Below are 19,550 nucleotides of genomic sequence, written 5' to 3'. Positions count from 1 at the left end.
AGCCCGAGAAGGCCGCGCGCACCGGCTAGCCCGCCGCCTCCAGCGCCGTGCGCAGCACCTCGGGCGCCTCGGCCAACGACGGGCCGTACCAGGTGAGATGGCGGCCGCTGACCAGGGCGGCGGGGGTGCCGGGGAAGGCTTCCGGGCCGTCGTCGGGGGTGAAGCGGTAGGGCTCGTCGGGGAGGACGACGAGATCGGCGCCGCGGGCGGTCAGCTCGTCCAGGGGAATCCTCGGGTAGCGGTCGGCGTGGTCCGCGTACGCGTTGCGGACGCCCAGCCGGGCCAGCAGGTCGCCCGCGAAGGTGTCCCGGCCGAGCACCATCCACGGCCGCCGCCAGATGGGCACCACCGCGGTCAGGGGCGGGTCGTACGCCGGTACGTCCCGCCAGGCGGCCTCCGCCTCGTCCAGCCAGCCGGGGCGGGGCAGCCCGCAGCCGCGCACCAGCACCCGGTCCAGTTCCCGGAACGCCTGCGGCAGGTCGCGGATCTCGGTGACCAGGACGTCGAGGCCGGCGGCGCGCAGCGCGGCGAGGTCGGCGGGCCGGTTCTCCTCCTCGTTGGCGAGCACCAGGTCGGGGGCGAGCGCGGCGATCCGCGCGGTGTCGGGGTTCTTCGTGCCGCCGAGGCGCGGGACGTCGAGGCCGGCCGGGTGGCTGCACCAGTCGGTGACGCCGGCCAGCAGTCCGGGCGCGGTGGCGGCGACCGCCTCGGTCAGGGACGGAACGAGGGAGACCACCGTGCGGACGCGAGCGGGAGAGGAGGTCATCGCCCCACCGTAGAGCCTGTGCGGACGCGGACGGGCCCCGCCACCGGAGTGCGGTGGCGGGGCCCGTTCCTCGAAAGGTGCGCCGGGTCAGGACCGGTACGGCGTCACTTCACGGGAGCCATCTTGTCGACGATGCCCGGGTGGGCGTCGACCCACTTCTTGACGCCCGCTTCCTCGTGCCCGGTGCCGGCCTTGTTGACGGCCTGCTCCAGGCTCGCCAGCTCCTCGGGCTCCATGTGCCAGTTCTTGAGCCACGTGCTGAACTCGGGGAACTTCTTGGGGAAGTTCTTGTTCGCCAGCGACTTGATCTGGTTGTTGGCGCCCCAGGTGCCCTTCGGGTCCTTGAGCTTGGTCAGGTCGTACTTGTCGTACGCCCAGTGCGGCGACCACAGGACGACCGCGATGGGCTCCTTCTTGGCGTAGGACCGCTCCAGCTCGGCGAGCATGGCGCTGGTGCCGGCCTCGGTGACCTTCATGTCCTTGATGCCGTAGGCCGGCAGGACCTTGCTCTTCAGGCGCTTCATCTCACCGGTGCCCGGCTCGATGCCGATGATCTTGCCCTTGAACTCGTCCTTGTGCTTGCGCAGGTCGTCCATGGTCTTCACGCCCTTCACGTAGGAAGGCACCGCGATCTCCAGGGACGTCTTGTCGTACCACGCACCGAGGTCGACGAGATCGTTCTTGTACTTGTCCCAGTACTGCTTCTGCGCGACCGGCAGCCAGGCGTCCATCTCCACGTCGACCTGGCCGGTGGACATGCCGGTCCACATCGGGCCCACGTCGAGGTTGCGCATCTTCGGCTTGTAGCCGCGCTGCTCCAGGACGTACTTCCACAGGAAGGAGGTGGCGATGCCCTCGTCCCAGGACGGGTAGCCGATGTTCGGCGCGGCGCCGGCGTCCTTGCCCTTGGCGTAGGCGCCCGGGGCCGGGGCCAGCTTGTCGGCCATGCCCGGGTTCTTCTTCAGCCAGGCCCTGACGCCGTCCTGCTCGTGGCCCTTGCCGGCGTCCTGGATCTCCGCTTCCAGGCTGGTGAGCTGCTTCTCGTCCAGGTGGAAGTTCTTCATCCACGAGGCGACCTGCGGCTCGTCCTTGGCGAAGCCCTTGCGGCCGAGCGTGTGGATGCCGTCACCGGAGCCGAAGGAGCCCTTGGTGTCCTCAAGCTTGGTCAGCTTGTACTTGCTGTACGCCCAGTGCGGGGACCACAGGGTCACCGCGATCGGCTTCTTGGCCTTGATGGAGCGGTCCAGCTCGGCCAGCATCGAGGAGGTGCTGGAGGACTGGAGCTTGTACTCGCCCTTCAGGCCGTAGTCCTTGAGGACCTTGTCCTGGACGATCTTCATCTCGCCGGCGCCCGGCTCGATGCCGGTGATCTTGCCGCCGAACTCCTTGCCCTTGCCCTTGAGGTCGTCGAGCGTCTTCACGCCCTTGACGTAGGACGGTACGGCGATCTCCAGCGAGGTCTTGTCGTACCAGGCGCCGTAGTCCTCCAGCTTGTCCTTGTACTTCTTCCAGTACGAGGCGTGGGTGACCGGCAGCCAGGAGTTGGTCTGCACGTCGATGTCGCCCTGGGCCTGGCCCGTGTAGAGCGCGCCGGCCTCCAGGGCCTGCACCTTGGGCTTGTAGCCGCGCTGCTCCAGCAGCTCCTTCCACAGGTACGTGGTGGCCTTGCCCTCGTCCCAGTTGACGTAGCCGAGGTTCACCGAGCGGCCGTTGCCGACGCTCGCGGCAGCGTCGCCGCCCTTGGGGCCGAAGGCGTTCATGCCGCCGGCGGCCAGCGCGAGCACGACGACGCCGACCATCGCGACCGAGGTCGCCGGGCGCCACTGCAGGAACTTCCAGCCGCCGAGCGCGGCCTGCGCCTTGGCCAGCGCGCGCCGGCCGAGCGGCGAGACCCGCTGGTTCAGGGCACCGGTCATCCGGTCCAGGTACATGGCGAGGATGACCACGGCGAGGCCCGCCTCGCTGCCCAGGCCCACGTCGACGGAGCTGATCGCGTCGTACACGGAGGAGCCCAGACCGCCGCCGCCGACCATGCCGGCGATGACGACCATGGACAGGGCCAGCATGATGACCTGGTTGATGCCGGCCATGATCGTGGGCAGCGCCAGCGGGATCTGCACGCGGAAGAGCGTGCGCCGCGGGTGCGTGCCGAAGGCGTCGGCCGCCTCCACCAGCTCCGCGTCGACCTGCCGGATGCCCAGCTCGGTCATGCGGACGGCGGGCGGCATGGCGAAGACGATGGTCGCCACGATGCCGGGGACCACGCCGAGGCCGAAGAAGAGGATGCCCGGGATGAGGTAGACCATCGCCGGCATCGTCTGCATCAGGTCCAGCACCGGGCGCACCGCGCCGCTCACCGCGCGGTTGCGGGCGGCCCAGATGCCCAGCGGCACCGAGATGACCACGATGACCAGGCAGGCCACCAGGACCAGGGAGAGGCTCTCCATGGTGGCGTCCCACTGTTCGATCGAGTCGATCAGCGCGAAGCCGAGGAAGGTGAGGACGGCGGCGAGGAAGCCGCGCAGCCACCACGCGAGCACCGCGAGGATGCCCGCGAGGATCAGCGGCTCGGGCGCCGCGAGCACCATGTGGAAGAAGCCGTACACCGCGTTGAGCACGGTGGTGATGAAGTCGAAGAGCCAGGCGACGTGGGAGCGCAGCCAGTCGACGGCGGCGTCGGCCCAGGAGCCGATCTCGATCCTAGGCACCGGCGATCACCTTGCCCTCGTCGGCGGACCCGTCGCCGGCGGCGGCCGGCTTCTCGTCCTCGGTCTTCGCGTCCTGCGGCTCGTCGGCGGAGGCCGGCTGGGCGGGCACTCCGCCGGCGGGGGCGGTGTCCGCCTCCGCCTCGCCGAGGACGGCCATCAGCCGCTGTGCGGGCACCGCGCCGACCAGCTCACCGGCCGCGTCGGTGACGGCCACCGGGACGACACTGGCCGAGCAGGGCGCGAAGAGGTCGACGAGCGGGGTGTCCTCCGTGACCGTGGCGGGCGCCGCGGCACGGAACCGCTCGGCGGTGGATATCTCCTCGCCATCGGCGTCCTTGCCGCCGAGCACCGACGCCACGTCCGTCATGATCGCGCCGGCGGTCAGCACGCGGGTGCGGTCGACGTCCTGGATGAAGGAGGCGACGTAGTCGTTGGAGGGGCGTACGAGGATGTCCTCGGCCGTGCCGTTCTGGACGATCCGGCCGTCGCGCATGACGGCGATCCGGTCGCCGAGCCGCATGGCCTCGTTCAGGTCGTGGGTGATGAAGACGATGGTCTTCTTCAGTGTCTTCTGCAGCCCCAGCAGCTGGTCCTGCATGTCGCGGCGGATCAGCGGGTCCAGCGCGCTGAAGGACTCGTCCATCAGCAGCAGGTCCGCGTCGGTGGCCAGCGCGCGGGCCAGGCCCACGCGCTGCTGCATGCCGCCGGACAGCTCGTCGGGCCAGGACTTCTCCCAGCCCTTCAGGCCGGCGAGCTCCAGCGCCTCCAGCGCGCGCTTCTGGCGCTCCGCCTTCGCCACGCCCTGGACCTCCAGGCCGTACGCGGCGTTCTCCAGCACACTGCGGTGCGGGAAGAGCGCGAAGTGCTGGAAGACCATGGAGATCTTCTGGGAGCGGACCCGGCGCAGCTCCTTCGGGCTGAGCGTGGTCAGGTCCTGGCCGTCGAACCGCACACTGCCCGCGGTCGGCTCCAGCAGCCCGTTCAGCATGCGCAGCAGCGTGGACTTGCCGGAACCCGACAGACCCATGACGACGAAGATCTGGCCTTCGTCCACGGTGAACGACGCGTCGATCACCGCTGCCGTCGTACCCTCGGCGCGCAGCTCGTCGCGGGTGGCCCCGCCTTCGAGTTTCCGCACGGCGTCATCGGGTCGTCTCCCGAACACTTTGTACAGGTGCTCGGCTTGCAGCCTGGACACATACACCTCTCGAGTCGAACCAAGGACGGCCCGTCCCAGCCATGGGTGATCCCCAGGCCGAAAGGCTGGGGAGGGCCGTGGAGCGGTACGGCGTCGGGCCGCTCGCGCCGGGAAAAGAAAAAGTTGAATCCCCTACCGGTTCCGCTCCGGGTGCGCGCCTGCCCCTCTTTACTCACACCAAACACAACAGTGGCACGGCTCACAAAGGTCACAGGTTTGACACGGGGTCAGTCGCGACCCGGACACGCCCGCTCGCGACCCACTCGCGACTCACGGTGAGCGGGGGCGCACACCGGGCCCTGTCAGTGGGGTGCGGCATCATCGGCGTGTGACTCGACGCCTGATGCTCCTCGACACCGCCTCGCTCTACTTCCGCGCGTACTTCGGCGTGCCGGACTCGGTCCGCGCCCCGGACGGCACGCCCGTCAACGCCGTACGCGGCCTGCTGGACTTCATCGCCCGCCTCCTCCAGGACCACCACCCGGACGACCTGGTGGCCTGCATGGACGCCGACTGGCGCCCCCAGTGGCGGGTGGACCTCATCCCCACGTACAAGGCGCACCGGGTCGCCGAGGAGGCCCCCGAGGGCTCCGCCGAGCCCGACGAGGAGGAGATCCCGGACACCCTCTCGCCGCAGGTCCCGGTGATCGAGGCGGTGCTGGACGCGCTGGGCATCGCCCGGGTCGGCGCCGCGGGATACGAGGCGGACGACATCATCGGCACGCTCGCCACCCGGGCCACCGGGCCCGTCGACATCGTCACCGGCGACCGCGACCTCTACCAGCTCATCGACGACCGGCGCGGCGTCCGCGTGCTGTACCCGCTCAAGGGCGTCGGGACGCTGCAGCTCACCGACGAGGCGTGGCTGCGCGAGAAGTACGGCGTGGACGGCGCCGGCTACGCCGACCTGGCCCTGCTGCGCGGCGACCCGAGCGACGGCCTGCCGGGCGTGCCGGGCATCGGCGAGAAGACCGCGGCGAAGCTGCTGGCGACCTTCGGCGACCTGGCCGGGATCATGGCGGCGGCCGAGGACCCGGCGGCGAAGCTCACCCCCACCCAGCGCAAGCGGCTGACCGAGGCCCGTCCGTACCTCGACGTGGCACCCAAGGTGGTGCGCGTCGCCACGGACGTCGCGCTGCCCGCCTTCGACCCGGCGGTGCCGAAGGAGCCCGCCGACCCCGCGACGCTGGAGGAGCTGGCCGGCCGGTGGGGCCTGGGCGGGTCGCTGCAGCGCGTCCTCACCGCACTCTCATGATGTGCTGTTAGGTTAGGTGTACCTAACTTATTCTCAGTACGCCCAGGGGGCCCACCGTGGCAGCAGACCGACCCGCCGAACGTCCCGCACGCAAGAAGGCCGTCACCCACCGCGCCCGCGTGGTGCACACCGAGCGCCTCAGCCCGCACATGATGCGGGTCGTGCTGGGCGGCGCCGGCCTGGCGGACTTCCACGCCGGGGAGTACACCGACCACTACGTCAAGCTGCTCTTCCCGGTACCGGGCGTGACGTACCCGGAGCCGTTCGACATGGCGCAGATCCGGGCCGACTTCCCGCGCGACCAGTGGCCCCGCACCCGCACGTACACGGTGCGCGCCTGGGACCCGCAGAGCCTGGAGATGACCCTCGACTTCGTCGTCCACGGCGACGAGGGCCTGGCCGGTCCGTGGGCGCAGCAGGCCGAGGCCGGCGAGGAGATCCGCCTCCTCGGCCCCGGCGGTGCGTACGCGCCCGAGGAGGCGGCCGACTGGCACCTGCTCGCCGGTGACGAGAGCGCGCTGCCGGCCATCGCCGCCTCGCTCGCCCGGATGCCGGCGAACGCGGTGGTGCGCGCCTTCATCGAGGTGCCGGACGCGCGCGAGGAGCAGAAGCTGCGGGCGCCGGCCGGCGCGGAGGTCGTCTGGCTGCACCGGAACGGCGCTCCGGTGGGCGAGCGGCTGGTCGAGGCCGTGCGCGGCATGGAGTGGCTGCCGGGGCGGGTGCAGGCGTTCGTGCACGGCGAGGCGGGCTTCGTGAAGGAGCTGCGCCGGCTGCTGCGCGTCGAGCGCGAGATCCCGCGCGCCGACCTGTCCATCTCCGGCTACTGGCGCCGCGGCCACGACGAGGACGGCTGGCAGGCGTCCAAGAAGGAGTGGAACGCCGCGGTCGAGGCGGAGCAGGAGCAGCAGGCGGCCACGCCGGACGCCTCCTGACCGGCGGGCCCGTCCCGGGCGCCCGCGCACGGCGGGCGCCTCAGCGGTCCCCGGAGCCGTATATCCGGGACGAGGCGTCCGTGTGCGCCATCCGCCGCATCGCCGAGAGCACGGCGTCGCCGATGACGGTGCCCACGACGACGCCTTCGACCAGCCGTTCCACGTCAGCGGCCCGCCCGACGTACGCCAGGTCCGCCGTCGCTATCCGCTCGCACGCGTCGGCGTAGACGTCGAGCACCTCCTCGAAAGCGCCGTGCCCCAGGCCGCGCATCGTGGCCAGCGCACCGGCCAGCGCCTCGCCCGCCGGGCCGTCCGGCGCCGTACGCCAGCCCCGCCGGGCGACCAGCGCGGCGACCGCCTCGCGCGCCCCCGCCAGCTCCGCGGGCTCGGCGGCGTGCGGCGGCGTCAGGCTCTCGTGGGCCGAGCCGAGCACCTTGTGCACCGGCCGGTCCGCGTCCTCCACCGCCGCCAGCACCTCGCGCACGGCCGCGACCGAGAGCCCGCCGACCTCCAGCAGCCCGCGCACCAGCCGCAGCCGCCGCTCGTGCGTCTCGTCGTAGTCGGCCTGGTTCGGGCTGGTCAGACGGCCCGCCGGAAGCAGCCCCTCCCGGACGTAGTACTTGATCGTCGGTACCGCGACCCCGGTCCGCCGGCTCAACTCGCCGATACGCACGCGCCGTTCACTCCCCTTCGAGCCTTGCCAGATGGCTCCCCATCATAGATAGTCCAGCTATCGGATAGCGGTAAGTGCCGCTATCCATTCCTGCGACATGACGATGACGGGGGTCACTCATGCCCGCTCCACTTCTGCCTGCCCTGCGCCGGGCGGCACCGCACCGCCCGCTCACCTGGTTCTCGCTCGCCATGGCCGGCCTGGCCGTCGTCTCGGCGGCGGGCCTGGTCGCCGACGACCGGGTGCTCGTCGGGGCGCCGGTCTGGCTCAAGCCACTGAAGTTCTCGCTCTCCTTCGTCCTCTACGGGCTGACGCTCGCCTGGCTGCTCGGCCGGTCCCCGGCACGCAGCCGTACCGGCTGGTGGGCCGGTACGGTCGTCGCCGCCACCGGAACCGCCGAGATGGCCGTCATCGTCGGCCAGGCCGTCCGAGGCCGGCGCAGCCACTTCAACCTCGCCACCCCGCTGGACGCGGCGCTCTTCCAGGCCATGGGCGCCACCATCGTGGTCCTGTGGCTCGCCACGCTGGTCATAGCCCTGCTCCAGTTCCGCCGTGGCCGGGGCGCCGACCCGGCCGCGACCTGGGCCGTCCGGCTCGGCGTGCTCATCGCGCTGGCCGGCCTGGCGCTCGGCGGGCTGATGCTCGCACCCACCCCGGACCAGCAGGCCGCGGCCGCGCACGGCGTGCGGGACGTCCTCGGGGCGCACAGCGTGGGCGTGCCGGACGGCGGTCCCGGCATGCCGCTGACCGGCTGGAGCACCACCGGCGGCGACCTGCGCATACCGCACTTCGTCGGCATGCACGCACTGCAGCTGCTGCCCCTGTTCCTGCTCGGCCTCGACGTCCTCGGCCGCCGCATACCGAGGCTGCGGGCCGGGCGCACACGGCTGGGGCTCGTCCTGGTCGCCGCTGGCTTCCTCACCGGGCTGCTGGCCCTGGTCACCTGGCAGGCGCTGCGCGGCCAGCCGCTGATACGCCCGGACGCGGCGACGCTGGGCGCGCTGGCGGCCCTGCTGGCCGCGACCGCCCTCGGTGCGTACGCGGCACTGCGCGCGCCGGCCCGGCCCGGCGACGCCCCCACGGACACCACCGCACCGCCCCCTGCCACACCCCGGGAGCTCACCGCATGACGGACGTCCTCTTCGACCTCGCGTTCTGGCTCGCGGCGCCCTTCTGGGCCCTGCTGATCCTCGCTCCCGGCCGGCGGTGGACCGACCGGATCGCCGCCTCGCCGCTGCCGCTGGTCCCGGTCCTCGCGGTCTACGTCGCGCTGACCGTACCGGTCTTCCCGCGGCTGTGGGCCGCCGTGTCCCGCCCCGAACTGGGCGGTTTCCAGGAGCTGATGACCGTGGACGGCGCGGCGGCGGCGATCTGGGCCCAGGTCATCGCCTGGGACCTCTTCCTCGGCCAGTGGATGTACCGCGAGGCCCGCCGCCTGGGCATCCACCCGCTGGTCATGGGGCCGTTGCTGGTCCTGACCGTGCTCCTGTCGCCGATCGGCGTGCTGCTGTTCCTGGCCTTGCGGGTGCTGCGCAGCCGCACGCCGGGGAGGCGTACGGCGAGCCGTACAGCGAACAGCGGGACGGCGGACCCGAAGCCGTCCGCCGTGTGAGGACGCTCCCGTCGGGCGGCCGGCACGCATGCGTGCGCACCGGCCGCCCGACGGCGGGGCTCACCCCACCGACGAGTACGCCACGACCCCGCGCAGCACCCCGTCGACCGCCTTGCGGGCGGCCCGGGTCACCGTCGAGCCCTCCGGCGCGGCTGCCGCGATCTGGCCGAGGACGTCGATGAGCTGCTTGCACCACCGGACGAAGTCACCGGCCGGCATCTCCGCCTCACGGAGCACCGCGTCCAGCCCGACGCCGGACGCCCACTGATACGCCGCCCACGCGAACCCGAGGTCCGGCTCCCGCTGGCCGACGCCCTCCGCCTGGCTGATCCGGTGGTCCTCCTCCAGGGCGTCCAGCCGGCCCCAGATGCGCACCATCTCGCCCAGCGCGGCCCGGGCCTTGCCCGAGGGCAGCTTCGGCGCGACCGCGTCGTCCGCCTGGCGCGCCTCGTACACCAGCGCCGACGCGCACGCCGCCAGCTCCTGGGCCGACAGGCCCTCCCAGACGCCCTCGCGGAGGCATTCGCTCGCCAGCAGGTCCAGCTCGCCGTAGAGCCGCGCCAGCCGACGGCCCTCGTCCGTGACCGTGTCGCCCTGCAGATAGTCCAGCTCGGTCAGCAGCGAGCAGATCCGGTCGAAGGTGCGCGCAATGGTGTTCGTACGGCCCTCGATACGGCGCTCCAGCTGACGCGTGTCCCGCCGCAGCCGGTGGTAGCGCTCCGCCCACCGCGCGTGGTCCTCGCGCTCGTCGCAGCCGTGGCACGGATGCGCGCGCAGCGCGGTCCGCAGCCGCTTGATCTCCCTGTCGTCCGCGGCCTCCGACCGCCTCTTGCGGTGCCGCTCCGGCGGGATGTGCCCGGCCTTCGTCCGCAGCGCGGAGGCCAGGTCACGGCGCGACTGCGGATTGCGCGCGTTGAACGACTTGGGGATGCGCATCCGGTCCAGCGGCTGCACCGGCACCGGGAAGTCGATCGACCCCAGCCGCTTGACCTGCCGTTCAGCGGTGAGCACCAGCGGCCGCGGCCCGTCCTCGGCGTGATGGCCGCGGTGCCCGTTGGTCCGCCCCGACGGCATGCCCGGGTCCAGCACCAGCGCCAGGCCCGCGAACTTCCCCGTCGGCACGTGGATCACATCGCCCGGCTTCAGCTTCTCCAGCGCCGCCGCGGCGGCCGCCCGGCGCTGCGCCGCGCCCTGCTTGGCCAGCTCCGTCTCGCGGTCCTTCAGGTCCCTGCGGAGCCGCGAGTACTCCTCGAAGTCGCCGAGGTGGCAGGTCATCGCCTCGCGGTAGCCCTCGAGGCCCTCCTCGTTCTTCTGCACCTGGCGCGAGATCCCGACCACCGACTTGTCGGCCTGGAACTGCGCGAAGGACATCTCCAGCAGCTCGCGCGAGCGGTGCCGGCCGAACTGCGAGACGAGGTTGACCGCCATGTTGTACGACGGCTTGAAGGAGGAACGCAGCGGATACGTACGGGTGCCCGCCAGGCCCGCGACGGCGGCCGGGTCCATGCCGCGCTGCCACAGCACCACCGCGTGGCCCTCGACGTCGATGCCGCGGCGCCCGGCCCGGCCGGTGAGCTGGGTGTACTCGCCGGGGGTGATGTCGGCGTGCTGCTCGCCGTTCCACTTGACGAGCTTCTCCAGGACCACGGAACGGGCCGGCATGTTGATGCCCAGGGCCAGGGTCTCCGTCGCGAAGACCGCCTTGACCAGGCCCTTCACGAACAGCTCCTCGACCACCTCCTTGAAGGTGGGCAGCATCCCGGCGTGGTGCGCCGCGATGCCGCGCTCCAGGCCCTCCAGCCACTCGAAGTACCCGAGGACGTGCAGGTCCTCGTCGGGGATGCCGGCCGTACGCGCCTCGACGATCTTGCGGACCTTCTCCCGCGCCGCCTGGTCGTTCAGCCGCAGGCCCGAGTACAGGCACTGCTGCACCGCCGACTCGCAGCCCGCCCGGCTGAAGATGAAGGTGATCGCGGGGAGCAGGCCCTCGCTGTCCAGCCGGTCGATCACCTCGGCCCGGCTGGGCGTCCAGATCCGGCTGCGCTGCCGCCGCTCCCGCTCGCGGTCGGCCTCGCGCAGGCCGTTGCGCCCGCGGCGCTTGTCGCGGCCGAAGGTGGGGCGGCTGTTCTCCAGCCGGGCGAGCCGCACCAGGTCGGGGTTGACCTCGCGCTTGCCCTGCCCTGCCTCGCCGTCCTTCTCCTCGAAGAGGTCGTACATCCGGCGGCCCGCCAGCACGTGCTGCCACAGCGGCACCGGGCGGTGCTCCGAGACGATCACCTCGGTGTCGCCGCGCACGGTGTCCAGCCAGTCGCCGAACTCCTCGGCGTTGGAGACCGTGGCGGACAGCGACACCAGCGTCACGGAGTCGGGCAGGTGGATGATCACCTCTTCCCAGACGGCACCGCGGAAGCGGTCGGAGAGGTAGTGCACCTCGTCCATGACCACATAGCCCAGGCCGTCGAGCGCCTGGGAACCGGCGTACAGCATGTTCCGCAGCACCTCGGTGGTCATCACGATCACCGGGGCGTCGCCGTTCACGCTGTTGTCGCCGGTCAGCAGGCCGACCTTCGCGGCGCCGTACCGTTTGACCAGGTCCTGGTACTTCTGGTTCGACAGGGCCTTGATCGGGGTGGTGTAAAAACACTTGCGGCCCTGTCTCAGGGCCAGGTGAACGGCGAACTCGCCGACGATCGTCTTGCCGGATCCGGTGGGAGCGGCGACCAGCACACCCTTGCCGGCCTCAAGGGCCTCGCACGCCTCGATCTGGAACGCGTCCAGCGCGAAGTCGTACATCTCCTTGAAAGGGAAGAGTGCGGTGGCCTGCTCGGCCGCGCGCTCACGCGCGGCGGCATAGCGCTCAGCAGGGGACATGTCCTCGGTCATCGTGTCTACGAGCCTACCGGCCACCTCTGACAGTCACGCGATCTTTATGCCAGGCGGTCCCGCCCGCCCCACGGGAAACACGCCCGAGGGCCCGTTCCCGCCCGGGAACCGGCCCTCGTACGTTCTCCCGCCGCGGCGCACGCGGCGTGGCAGCCGTTACGTGATGTCGTCCATGTCCCCGCGGCGGCTCTCCAGCTCGTGGCCGTTGACCGACTGCTCGGGGAGCGCGCGCGGCGGCGCGACGGGCTCGATGCTGCCGATGTCCTCGGGCGTGAGGTCCAGCTCGGACGCCTCGTCGTCGGCGGGGCCGGACTCGGCGGCCTGCGCCCTGCGGCGGTCGTTCACCAGGGAGACGACCACGGCGGCGAAGTAGAGCACCACGATGGGCGCGGCGAGCGCGATCATCGTGAGCGGGTCGGTGCTGGGCGTGGCGATCGCGGAGAAGACCGTGATGCCCATGACCATGCCGCGCCACCAGCCGAGCATCCGCTTGCCGGAGAGCACGCCGCCGAAGTTCAGCAGGACCAGCAGCAGCGGCAGCTCGAAGGAGAGGCCGAAGACGACGATCATCCTGATGACGATGTCGAGCAGCTTGTCCAGCGGCAGGAGGTTGTCGATGCCGATCGGCGTGAAGTCCAGCAGGACCTTGGCGGTGGTCGGCAGGACGGAGTACGCGAAGTAGCCGCCGACCACGAAGAGCGGGAAGCCGGCGCCGACGAAGCTGAGCGCGTACCGCTTCTCGTTGCGGTGCAGGCCGGGCGCGAGGAACGCCCAGAGCTGGTACAGCCAGATCGGCGAGGAGAGGATCAGGCCGGACATCAGCGAGACCTTCAGGGCGAGCGTGAAGGGACCGAGCAGGTCCAGCATCACGATGCGGGCGCACGTCTCGCCGCCCTGCTTCTTCGCCAGCTCACCGAAGGACAGGTCGCAGCCCACGGACTGCAGCACCGGCTTGGTGATCAGGTTGATGAGGTCGTTGTAGAAGAACGCCGAGACGATGCTCGCCACCACGATGGCCAGCACGGCCTTCGCGAGCCGGTTGCGGAGCTCACGCAGGTGTTCCGCGAGGGGCATCCGTCCCTCGGGGTCCTTGATCTTCTTTTCTTTCCTCGGGGCAGACTTGAGCAACCCACGTCCTCATCTCGTGCGGCGGGCAGCGGTACCGGTCCGCCGCCCCAGTCGGCCCTGGATCAGCGCTTGGTCGTGCTGTCGGTCGGCTCGGCGACCGGACGCGAGCTGTTCACGTCGCCGGGCGCGGCCTGGATCGTCTTCGGGGTCTCGCCCTGGGCGTCCTTGGGCTCGGCGGGCGCGGACTCCGACTGCGAGCCCTCGGACTTCATGGCCTTGGCCTCGCTCTTGAGGATGCGCGCCGACTTGCCGAGGGATCGCGCCATCTCGGGGAGCTTCTTGGCGCCGAAAAGCAGGAGGACGACGACGAGGATGAGGATGATCTCGGGTACGCCGATCTTTCCAGCGAACATAAGTGGTTACCTTCTCACCGAGGCGGCTGGGGTGGGGCTGCCCGGCGGGTCGGACAGGTGTCCGTTCGCCGTGCTCCAGCGATCGTAACGCGCGGGGGTTAACCGGCGGCAATCCCTGTGCATACGCCCGATTGCGGGCCGTGCCTCGCTCGTCGTCCCGCAGTCAGCAGCGTACCGCTCAGGCCCCGCCGGTTTTCAGACCCCGTCCCGACGGGTTCCGGCCATGGTCCCGGCGTCCCCGGCGAGCGGCGCGGCGGCCCGTTCCAGGTCCTGTGCGGCCTGCTGGATCCGGCGGGAGGTCCGGTCCACCTGCCGGGCGAGCCTGCGTACCTCGACGAAGACGCGGACGGCCAGGACGCCGAGCACGGCGAGGCCGAGGAAGCCGAGGGCGATGGCGATCATGGGCCAGAGCATGGGGCGAGCCTACCGGCGCCTACGGGGCAATTCGAACGAGCCCGCACCCCCACCGGGGGATTACCCGGGGCGGGGCGCGCCGGAACCCGCAGGGCCCGCGCGCGCCCCCGGCCACCGACGGCCCCGGTGTCCCGGCAGCATCCGCCCGCCCGGCCGCCCCGCGGCCCGCCGGCTCACCCCGTGTGCAGCCGCAGTGTCCGTACGCCGCCGCCCGTGAGAAGTTCCACGATGCGTTCGCCGGCCGGCTTGCGGACGGCGGAGCCGCAGGCGGGGCAGGTGAAGGAGTAGAAGGTGGTGCGGCGGCTGCCGCCGATGGCCAGCCGCAGTGCGTCCGAGGCCAGCTCGACGCGGCCCCGGCAGTCCGGGCAGGCCGCTTTGAAGACCACAGGCGCGGCCGGTGTCGTCACCGTCGTCATCGCACTCACAGCTCCCCTGCTGTTTCCTCGACTGTCCTGCCTGCTCCGGGCGGGCCGCTCAGCCGCCGTACGCGGCGAGCGCCCGGGCCGCCGCGTCGCGTGCGCTCTCGGCCAGCTCCTGCGGGGCGACGATCCGCCCGTCCCGGCCCAGCCGCAGGGCGAGGCGCCGCAGCGACGCGGGGTCCGGCGTACGGAGGGTGATGCGCAGGCCCCCCTCGGGCAGCTCCTCGGCGGTGTCGTGCGGGTAGTACTCGGCGACCCAGCGGCCGCCGGGCCCCACCTCGATCACGACCTCCGGGTCCTCGGCGGCCGGCTGCACCAGTCCCTCGGACAGGTCACGCAGCTCGACCGGCGGCGGGTCGGAGGGCGCGTCCAGCAGCTTGATCTCGGCCACCCGGTCCAGCCGGAAGGTGCGGCGCGCCTCGGACAGCCGGCACCACGCCTCGACGTAGGTGTGGCCGATGGTGAAGAGGCGGATGGGGTCGACCTCGCGCTCGGTGAGCTCGTCGCGGGCCGGGGAGTAGTACTTCAGCCACAGCCGGCGGCGCTCGGCGATGGCCCGGTCGACGTCGGCGAAGACGCCGCCCTCGGACTCGAAGGTGACCGCGAGCCGGGAGCTGGCGCCCGCGGCCTCGCCGGCCGCTGCCTCCAGCTTGGCGGTGGCGCGCAGTAGCGCCTGCCGGTCGCCCTCGCGCAGGCCCGGCAGGGTGGCCACGGCACGCGCCGCCACGAGCAGCGCGGTCGCCTCGTCGGCGGCCAGCCGCAGCGGCTCGGCCACGTCGTCGGGGTTGTGCCACCAGATGCGGTCGCCGTCGGTGTCGATGTCCAGCAGGTCGCCGCCGCGGAAGCTCGTCCCGCACATGGGCAGGACGTCGAGGTCGGCGATCAGCTCGTCCTCGGTGATGCCGAAGGCCCGGGCCACGTCGCTGACGCGGGCGCCGGGGCGCTCGCGCAGGTACGTCACCAGGGACAGCATGCGGCGGGTCTGGTCGATGGCGTTGGTCGCCATGGTCGGTCGTGTCCCCCTCAGCCCTTGGCCACGGCGCGCAGCCGTTCCACGACGTCGTTGCGCAGTTCGGCCGGTTCCAGTACGACCACGTCGGGTCCCAGTTCGACGAGCCAGGCGTCCAGCCCGTGCCCGTACGGGATCTCCAGCTCGTCCCAGCCCTCGCCCGCCTCGCGGACGGACAGGGCGCGGGCGCGCAGCGGGTAGCCGTGGTCGGCGCGGAGCTTGATGCGGGCCGTGCCGGTGGCGGTCTCGCCCGCCCAGCTCTCCACCGTCTCCCGCACGGTGACGTGGTCGGGCACCTCGGCGGTGAACTTCCCGGCGCGGGAGCGGACCTTGCCGGTGATGCGGGAGAGCCGGAAGACCCGCTCGGCCTGCCGCTCGCGGTCCCAGCCGGCGAGGTACCAGTGGCCGCGCCAGCACTCCAGGATCCAGGGCTCGACCTGACGCTGCTCGGGCGTGGCCGCGTTGGCCTTGCGGTAGTCGAAGACGACTGGGCGGCGGTCCCGGCAGGCCAGCATCAGCGGCTCGAAAGCGGCTTCGTGCGCGGGGATGCGGGGTTCCAGGGCGCTGTGCGGCTGCGCGGGGTCGTACGGGTCCTCGTCCTCGGCGGCGAGCGGCATGCCGGCCGCGCGGAGCTTCTGGAGCGCGCCGCTGGCCGCGCCCGCGAGCCGGGCCTGCTGCCAGATCTTCGCGGCCAGCCCGAGGGCCGCGGCCTCCTCGGCGTCCAGGGTGATCGGCGGGAGGCGGTTGGAGTCGCGGCGGGCGAGGTAGCCGGTGTCGCCGTCGAGGCCCTCGACGGTCTCGATGACCATGCCGAGCTCGCGCAGGTCGTCCTTGTCGCGCTCGAACATGCGGTTGAACGCTTCGTCGCCCGCGCCGGCCACGGTGTCGCCGGGGCCGAACGCCTCCACGTACGCCTCGATGGAACCGCGCAGCTCCCGCTTGGTGAGCGGGCGCCGGGTCCCCAGCAGGCACAGCGCCAGGTTCATCAGCCGCTCGGCCTTGGCAATGGCCATCGACGCCCCTTCTTTCTGTCTCCCGACCGATGACCGTACCGCTACCGCGAGCCGCTTCAAAAGCCGAGGGCCCATACCCCCACAAGGGGGCACGGGCCCTCAATACTCGCGCCTCGCGCCGTGCCGGCGCCGCCGAAGGACGGAACCGGCCACCGGACGCGGTGCCGGCGGGCGAAGATCAACGCCGGGCCGGTGCCGACCGGCCGCCGGCTGCGCCCCGGCTCAGACCGAGACCAGGTCGCAGACGAAGATCAGGGTCTCGCCCGGGGCGATGCGGCCGCCGCCGGCGCCGCGGTCGCCGTACGCCAGGTGCGCGGGGATGGTCAGCCGGCGGCGGCCGCCGACCTTCATGCCCTGCACGCCCTGGTCCCAGCCCGCGATGACCTGGCCGGCGCCCAGCTGGAACTGCAGCGGCTTGCCGCGGTTCCAGCTCGCGTCGAACTCCTCACCGGTGCTGAAGGAGACGCCGACGTAGTGGACGGAGACGGTGTCCCCCGCCTTGGCGACCGGCCCGTCACCCTCCCACAGGTCCACGATCTCCAGATCGGTGGGCGCGGGGCCCTCCGGGAAGTCGATCTCGGGCTTGTCGATGCTCACGTATGTGCTCCTACGAACGAATCGTTCTACAACGCGTGACAGTCTCGCAGATCACGGCCGCGTGATCACCGCGGCCCGCTGCCGGCCTCAGACCGTGCCGAGGATGTCCACCGAGAAGACCAGCGTCTTGTTGGCGAGCTGACCGCCCTGCTGCGGGTTGGTGCCGTACCCGTCCTCGGGCGGGACGACGATGGTGACCCGGTCGCCGACGTGCTTGCCGACGAGGGCCTTGTCCCAGCCCTTGACGACGGAGTTGGTGCCGATCTGGAAGGCCGTCGCGCCGCCGTGGTCCCACGAGGAGTCGAACTTCTTGCCGTCCTCCCAGGACACGCCGGTGTACTGCGCGATCAGACCCTGGCCGGCCTTCACCTTCGGGCCGTCACCCTTGATGAGCACCTGGTCCTTCGTCTCCTTCGGGGGCTTCTGCCCCTTCGGGACGGTGATCGTGGCGGCCTTCTGGCCGTTGTCCTTCACCTCGGGCATGCCGGCCTCGGGGGACGCCTGCTCGCCCTTGGCCATGCCCTTCTTCTCCGCCTTCTTGGCGGCGACCACGTCGACGACCCAGACCAGGCCGTCGCCCGGCTTCACACCGGCCTGCGGGTTCAGCTGGTCGCCGATGAGCGCCTTGGCGGTGCCCTCGATCTCGAAGCGGCTGCCGACCTTCTGGCCCACCACCGACTGCATCACCTTCGTCGGCAGCTGCTGGCTCGCGGTGCCCGCCTCGCCGACGGGCTGCATGCGCGGCGCGCCGGCCTTGGCGCCCGGCGTCTTGGTCCAGCTGCTGCCCAGCGAACGGCCCTTCGTCGTCTGCCCGACGAAGTCCAGCCGGACGAAGTCGCCCTTGGCGACGGTCGCGCCCTTGCCCTTGCTGAGCGTCTTCACGACCGCCTTGTCGGGCGCCTTGGCGTCCTTGTCGACCTTGATCTTGGGCTGCTCGCCGGCCTTGCCCTCCACCGACGCGACACTGGAAGCGGAGTCGTCGTCGGACCCGCACGCGGCGGTGAACAGCAGGACGGGCACGGCGATCGCCGCGGCCGCGGCACGGCGGGTGTTCTTCGTGAGCTTCATCAGTCCAACTCGGGCTAGAGGGGTGGGTGGGCAATGCCCGCCACTCTACGACCTGAACCCCGCCGTGCCACGAGCCGAACGCCGCCGCTTTACCGGAGACAACACGGCGGTGTGCACCGGCGCAATAGCCGTTGACACACCGCCGTGCTCGCGGAACCGTCACATTCCCGCGATGAGCTTCTCCACCCGGTCGTCCACCGACCGGAACGGGTCCTTGCACAGCACCGTGCGCTGCGCCTGGTCATTGAGCTTGAGATGCACCCAGTCGACCGTGAAGTCCCGGCGCTGTTCCTGGGCGCGGCGGATGAAATCGCCGCGCAGCCTGGCCCGTGTCGTCTGCGGCGGCACGGACTTCCCCTCGAAGATCTTCAGATCATTGCACACCCGCGCCGCCTGGCCCTTTTTCTCCAGGAGGTAGTACAGCCCGCGGCGGCGGTGGATGTCGTGGTACGCGAGGTCTATCTGCGCCACCCTCGGGTGCGACATCGTGATGTTGTTCTTGCTGCGGTAACGGTCGATCAGCTGGTACTTCATCACCCAGTCGATCTCGGTCGCGACGCGGTCCAGCTGCTCGTCGCGGATCGCCTCCAGCGTCCGGCCCCACAGCTCCAGGACCCGCTCGACCGTGCCCGTGCGGATGCCGCGGCGGTCGCAGAAGTCCACCGCCTTCTCGTAGTACTCCTGCTGGACCTCCAGGGCCGAGGCTTCCCGGCCGCTGGCCAGCCGCACCTTGCGCTGACCGGTGATGTCGTGGCTGACCTCGCGGATCGCCCGGATGGGGTTCTCCAGGGTCAGGTCGCGCATCACCGTGCCCGCCTCGATCATGCGCAGCACGAGGTCGGTGGCGCCGACCTTGAGCAGCATGGTCGTCTCGGACATGTTGGAGTCACCCACGATGACGTGCAGGCGGCGGTAGCGCTCGGCGTCCGCGTGCGGCTCGTCGCGGGTGTTGATGATGGGCCGGGAGCGGGTCGTCGCGGAGGAGACCCCTTCCCAGATGTGCTCGGCGCGCTGGCTGACGCAGTACACCGCGCCGCGCGGCGTCTGCAGCACCTTGCCGGCGCCGCAGAGCAGCTGACGGGTCACCAGGAACGGAATGAGGATGTCCGCGAGCCTGGAGAACTCCCCGTGCCGGGCCACGAGGTAGTTCTCGTGGCAGCCGTAGGAGTTTCCCGCCGAATCGGTGTTGTTCTTGAAGAGATAGACGTCTCCGGCGATTCCCTCCTCGTGCAGACGGCGTTCGGCGTCGACGAGCAGGCCTTCGAGAATGCGCTCACCGGCCTTGTCGTGGGTGACCAGTTCGGTCACGTTGTCGCACTCGGGAGTTGCGTATTCCGGGTGCGATCCCACGTCCAAGTACAGGCGGGCGCCGTTCCGCAGGAAGACATTGCTGCTGCGGCCCCATGACACGACACGGCGGAAGAGGTACCGCGCCACTTCGTCGGGAGACAGGCGGCGCTGTCCCCTGAACGTACACGTGACGCCGTACTCGTTCTCCAGCCCGAAAATGCGGCGGTCCATG

The 19,550-nt window shown here is 71.4% G+C and carries 18 protein-coding genes; 4 read left to right on the top strand and 14 right to left on the bottom strand.

Features of this window, described 5'->3' with window-relative positions; all coding sequences use genetic code 11:
- Positions 1 to 25: 25 nt before the first annotated feature.
- From C3486_RS19450 to C3486_RS19440, 3 genes are all read right to left on the bottom strand, one after another.
- The gene (locus C3486_RS19450; RefSeq protein WP_103834000.1) at positions 26 to 766 is read right to left on the bottom strand and encodes a helical backbone metal receptor; all 741 of its coding nucleotides are present in this window, start codon (positions 764 to 766) and stop codon (positions 26 to 28) included.
- Between the two features lie 104 nt (positions 767 to 870).
- Complete coding sequence (locus C3486_RS19445; protein ID WP_103833999.1) at positions 871 to 3,474, bottom strand: ABC transporter permease/substrate binding protein; 2,604 nt, start codon at positions 3,472 to 3,474, stop codon at positions 871 to 873.
- Entirely contained in the window at positions 3,467 to 4,672 is a 1,206-nt protein-coding gene (locus tag C3486_RS19440) for a glycine betaine/L-proline ABC transporter ATP-binding protein (RefSeq protein WP_103833998.1), read from the bottom strand. Before C3486_RS19440 ends, C3486_RS19445 begins: the two co-directional genes overlap by 8 nt.
- A gap of 343 nt (positions 4,673 to 5,015) precedes the next feature.
- On the opposite strand from C3486_RS19440, the gene C3486_RS19435 reads away from it, so the two are divergent.
- Together C3486_RS19435 and C3486_RS19430 are read left to right on the top strand one after the other, a co-directional pair.
- The gene (locus C3486_RS19435; protein WP_103833997.1) at positions 5,016 to 5,927 is read left to right on the top strand and encodes a 5'-3' exonuclease; all 912 of its coding nucleotides are present in this window, start codon (positions 5,016 to 5,018) and stop codon (positions 5,925 to 5,927) included.
- A gap of 56 nt (positions 5,928 to 5,983) precedes the next feature.
- Positions 5,984 to 6,859 carry a siderophore-interacting protein gene (locus C3486_RS19430; RefSeq protein ID WP_258052868.1) on the top strand — a complete coding sequence of 292 codons (876 nt, stop codon included), beginning with the start codon at positions 5,984 to 5,986 and terminating at the stop codon, positions 6,857 to 6,859.
- A gap of 40 nt (positions 6,860 to 6,899) precedes the next feature.
- On the opposite strand, the gene C3486_RS19425 is transcribed toward C3486_RS19430, so the two are convergent.
- Positions 6,900 to 7,532, bottom strand: coding sequence for a MerR family transcriptional regulator (locus tag C3486_RS19425; protein WP_103833996.1), 633 nt, complete (start codon positions 7,530 to 7,532; stop codon positions 6,900 to 6,902).
- A gap of 191 nt (positions 7,533 to 7,723) precedes the next feature.
- Here C3486_RS19425 and C3486_RS19420 point away from each other — a divergent pair, with 191 nt between their 5' ends.
- Together C3486_RS19420 and C3486_RS19415 are read left to right on the top strand one after the other, a co-directional pair.
- Positions 7,724 to 8,662, top strand: coding sequence for a hypothetical protein (locus C3486_RS19420; RefSeq protein WP_103834005.1), 939 nt, complete (start codon positions 7,724 to 7,726; stop codon positions 8,660 to 8,662).
- Positions 8,659 to 9,144, top strand: a complete 486-nt coding sequence (locus C3486_RS19415) for an ABA4-like family protein (protein WP_103833995.1) — start codon at positions 8,659 to 8,661, stop codon at positions 9,142 to 9,144. Before C3486_RS19420 ends, C3486_RS19415 begins: the two co-directional genes overlap by 4 nt.
- Positions 9,145 to 9,204: 60 nt before the next feature.
- On the opposite strand, the gene C3486_RS19410 is transcribed toward C3486_RS19415, so the two are convergent.
- The 10 genes from C3486_RS19410 to pafA all read right to left on the bottom strand — a co-directional run bounded on the left by C3486_RS19410 (position 9,205) and on the right by pafA (position 19,549).
- Entirely contained in the window at positions 9,205 to 12,027 is a 2,823-nt protein-coding gene (locus C3486_RS19410) for an RNA helicase (protein ID WP_103833994.1), read from the bottom strand.
- Positions 12,028 to 12,183: 156 nt separating this feature from the next.
- On the bottom strand, positions 12,184 to 13,155 hold the full coding sequence (gene tatC, locus C3486_RS19405; protein WP_103833993.1) for a twin-arginine translocase subunit TatC: 972 nt from the start codon (positions 13,153 to 13,155) through the stop codon (positions 12,184 to 12,186).
- Positions 13,156 to 13,217: 62 nt separating this feature from the next.
- Positions 13,218 to 13,508 carry a Sec-independent protein translocase subunit TatA gene (tatA, locus tag C3486_RS19400; RefSeq protein WP_103833992.1) on the bottom strand — a complete coding sequence of 97 codons (291 nt, stop codon included), beginning with the start codon at positions 13,506 to 13,508 and terminating at the stop codon, positions 13,218 to 13,220.
- Between the two features lie 195 nt (positions 13,509 to 13,703).
- Complete coding sequence (locus C3486_RS19395; RefSeq protein ID WP_103833991.1) at positions 13,704 to 13,922, bottom strand: hypothetical protein; 219 nt, start codon at positions 13,920 to 13,922, stop codon at positions 13,704 to 13,706.
- Between the two features lie 173 nt (positions 13,923 to 14,095).
- Complete coding sequence (locus C3486_RS19390) at positions 14,096 to 14,338, bottom strand: hypothetical protein (RefSeq protein WP_103833990.1); 243 nt, start codon at positions 14,336 to 14,338, stop codon at positions 14,096 to 14,098.
- Between the two features lie 58 nt (positions 14,339 to 14,396).
- A complete protein-coding gene (locus C3486_RS19385; protein WP_103833989.1) occupies positions 14,397 to 15,347 on the bottom strand; it encodes a YafY family protein in 951 nt (316 codons plus the stop codon).
- Positions 15,348 to 15,364: 17 nt separating this feature from the next.
- Positions 15,365 to 16,363: a YafY family protein gene (locus C3486_RS19380; protein WP_103833988.1), complete on the bottom strand. Its 999-nt coding sequence runs from the start codon at positions 16,361 to 16,363 to the stop codon at positions 15,365 to 15,367.
- Positions 16,364 to 16,585: 222 nt separating this feature from the next.
- Positions 16,586 to 16,960: an FKBP-type peptidyl-prolyl cis-trans isomerase gene (locus C3486_RS19375; protein ID WP_103833987.1), complete on the bottom strand. Its 375-nt coding sequence runs from the start codon at positions 16,958 to 16,960 to the stop codon at positions 16,586 to 16,588.
- Positions 16,961 to 17,047: 87 nt separating this feature from the next.
- Positions 17,048 to 18,028 (bottom strand): FKBP-type peptidyl-prolyl cis-trans isomerase, encoded by a 981-nt coding sequence (locus C3486_RS19370; RefSeq protein WP_103833986.1) that lies wholly within the window; start codon positions 18,026 to 18,028, stop codon positions 17,048 to 17,050.
- Between the two features lie 159 nt (positions 18,029 to 18,187).
- Positions 18,188 to 19,549, bottom strand: a complete 1,362-nt coding sequence (gene pafA, locus C3486_RS19365) for a Pup--protein ligase (protein WP_030616433.1) — start codon at positions 19,547 to 19,549, stop codon at positions 18,188 to 18,190.
- Position 19,550 lies beyond the last annotated feature (1 nt).

This window comes from Streptomyces sp. Ru73, from assembly GCF_002920575.1.
In the GTDB taxonomy this organism is placed as follows: domain Bacteria; phylum Actinomycetota; class Actinomycetes; order Streptomycetales; family Streptomycetaceae; genus Streptomyces.
Note: the sequence above shows the minus strand (reverse complement) of the source record. Positions and strands in the feature narration are given on the sequence as shown.

Coding starts and splice junctions, on each gene's coding strand:
- C3486_RS19450 (WP_103834000.1), bottom strand. CDS start 766: ATGACCTCCTCTCCCGCTCGCGTCCGCACGGTGGTCTCCCTCGTTCCG.
- C3486_RS19435 (WP_103833997.1), top strand. CDS start 5,016: ATGCTCCTCGACACCGCCTCGCTCTACTTCCGCGCGTACTTCGGCGTG.
- C3486_RS19420 (WP_103834005.1), top strand. CDS start 7,724: ATGGCCGGCCTGGCCGTCGTCTCGGCGGCGGGCCTGGTCGCCGACGAC.
- C3486_RS19415 (WP_103833995.1), top strand. CDS start 8,659: ATGACGGACGTCCTCTTCGACCTCGCGTTCTGGCTCGCGGCGCCCTTC.
- C3486_RS19410 (WP_103833994.1), bottom strand. CDS start 12,027: ATGACCGAGGACATGTCCCCTGCTGAGCGCTATGCCGCCGCGCGTGAG.
- tatA (WP_103833992.1), bottom strand. CDS start 13,508: ATGTTCGCTGGAAAGATCGGCGTACCCGAGATCATCCTCATCCTCGTC.
- C3486_RS19395 (WP_103833991.1), bottom strand. CDS start 13,922: ATGCTCTGGCCCATGATCGCCATCGCCCTCGGCTTCCTCGGCCTCGCC.
- C3486_RS19390 (WP_103833990.1), bottom strand. CDS start 14,338: ATGACGACGGTGACGACACCGGCCGCGCCTGTGGTCTTCAAAGCGGCC.
- C3486_RS19385 (WP_103833989.1), bottom strand. CDS start 15,347: ATGGCGACCAACGCCATCGACCAGACCCGCCGCATGCTGTCCCTGGTG.
- C3486_RS19380 (WP_103833988.1), bottom strand. CDS start 16,363: ATGGCCATTGCCAAGGCCGAGCGGCTGATGAACCTGGCGCTGTGCCTG.
- C3486_RS19370 (WP_103833986.1), bottom strand. CDS start 18,028: ATGAAGCTCACGAAGAACACCCGCCGTGCCGCGGCCGCGGCGATCGCC.
- pafA (WP_030616433.1), bottom strand. CDS start 19,549: ATGGACCGCCGCATTTTCGGGCTGGAGAACGAGTACGGCGTCACGTGT.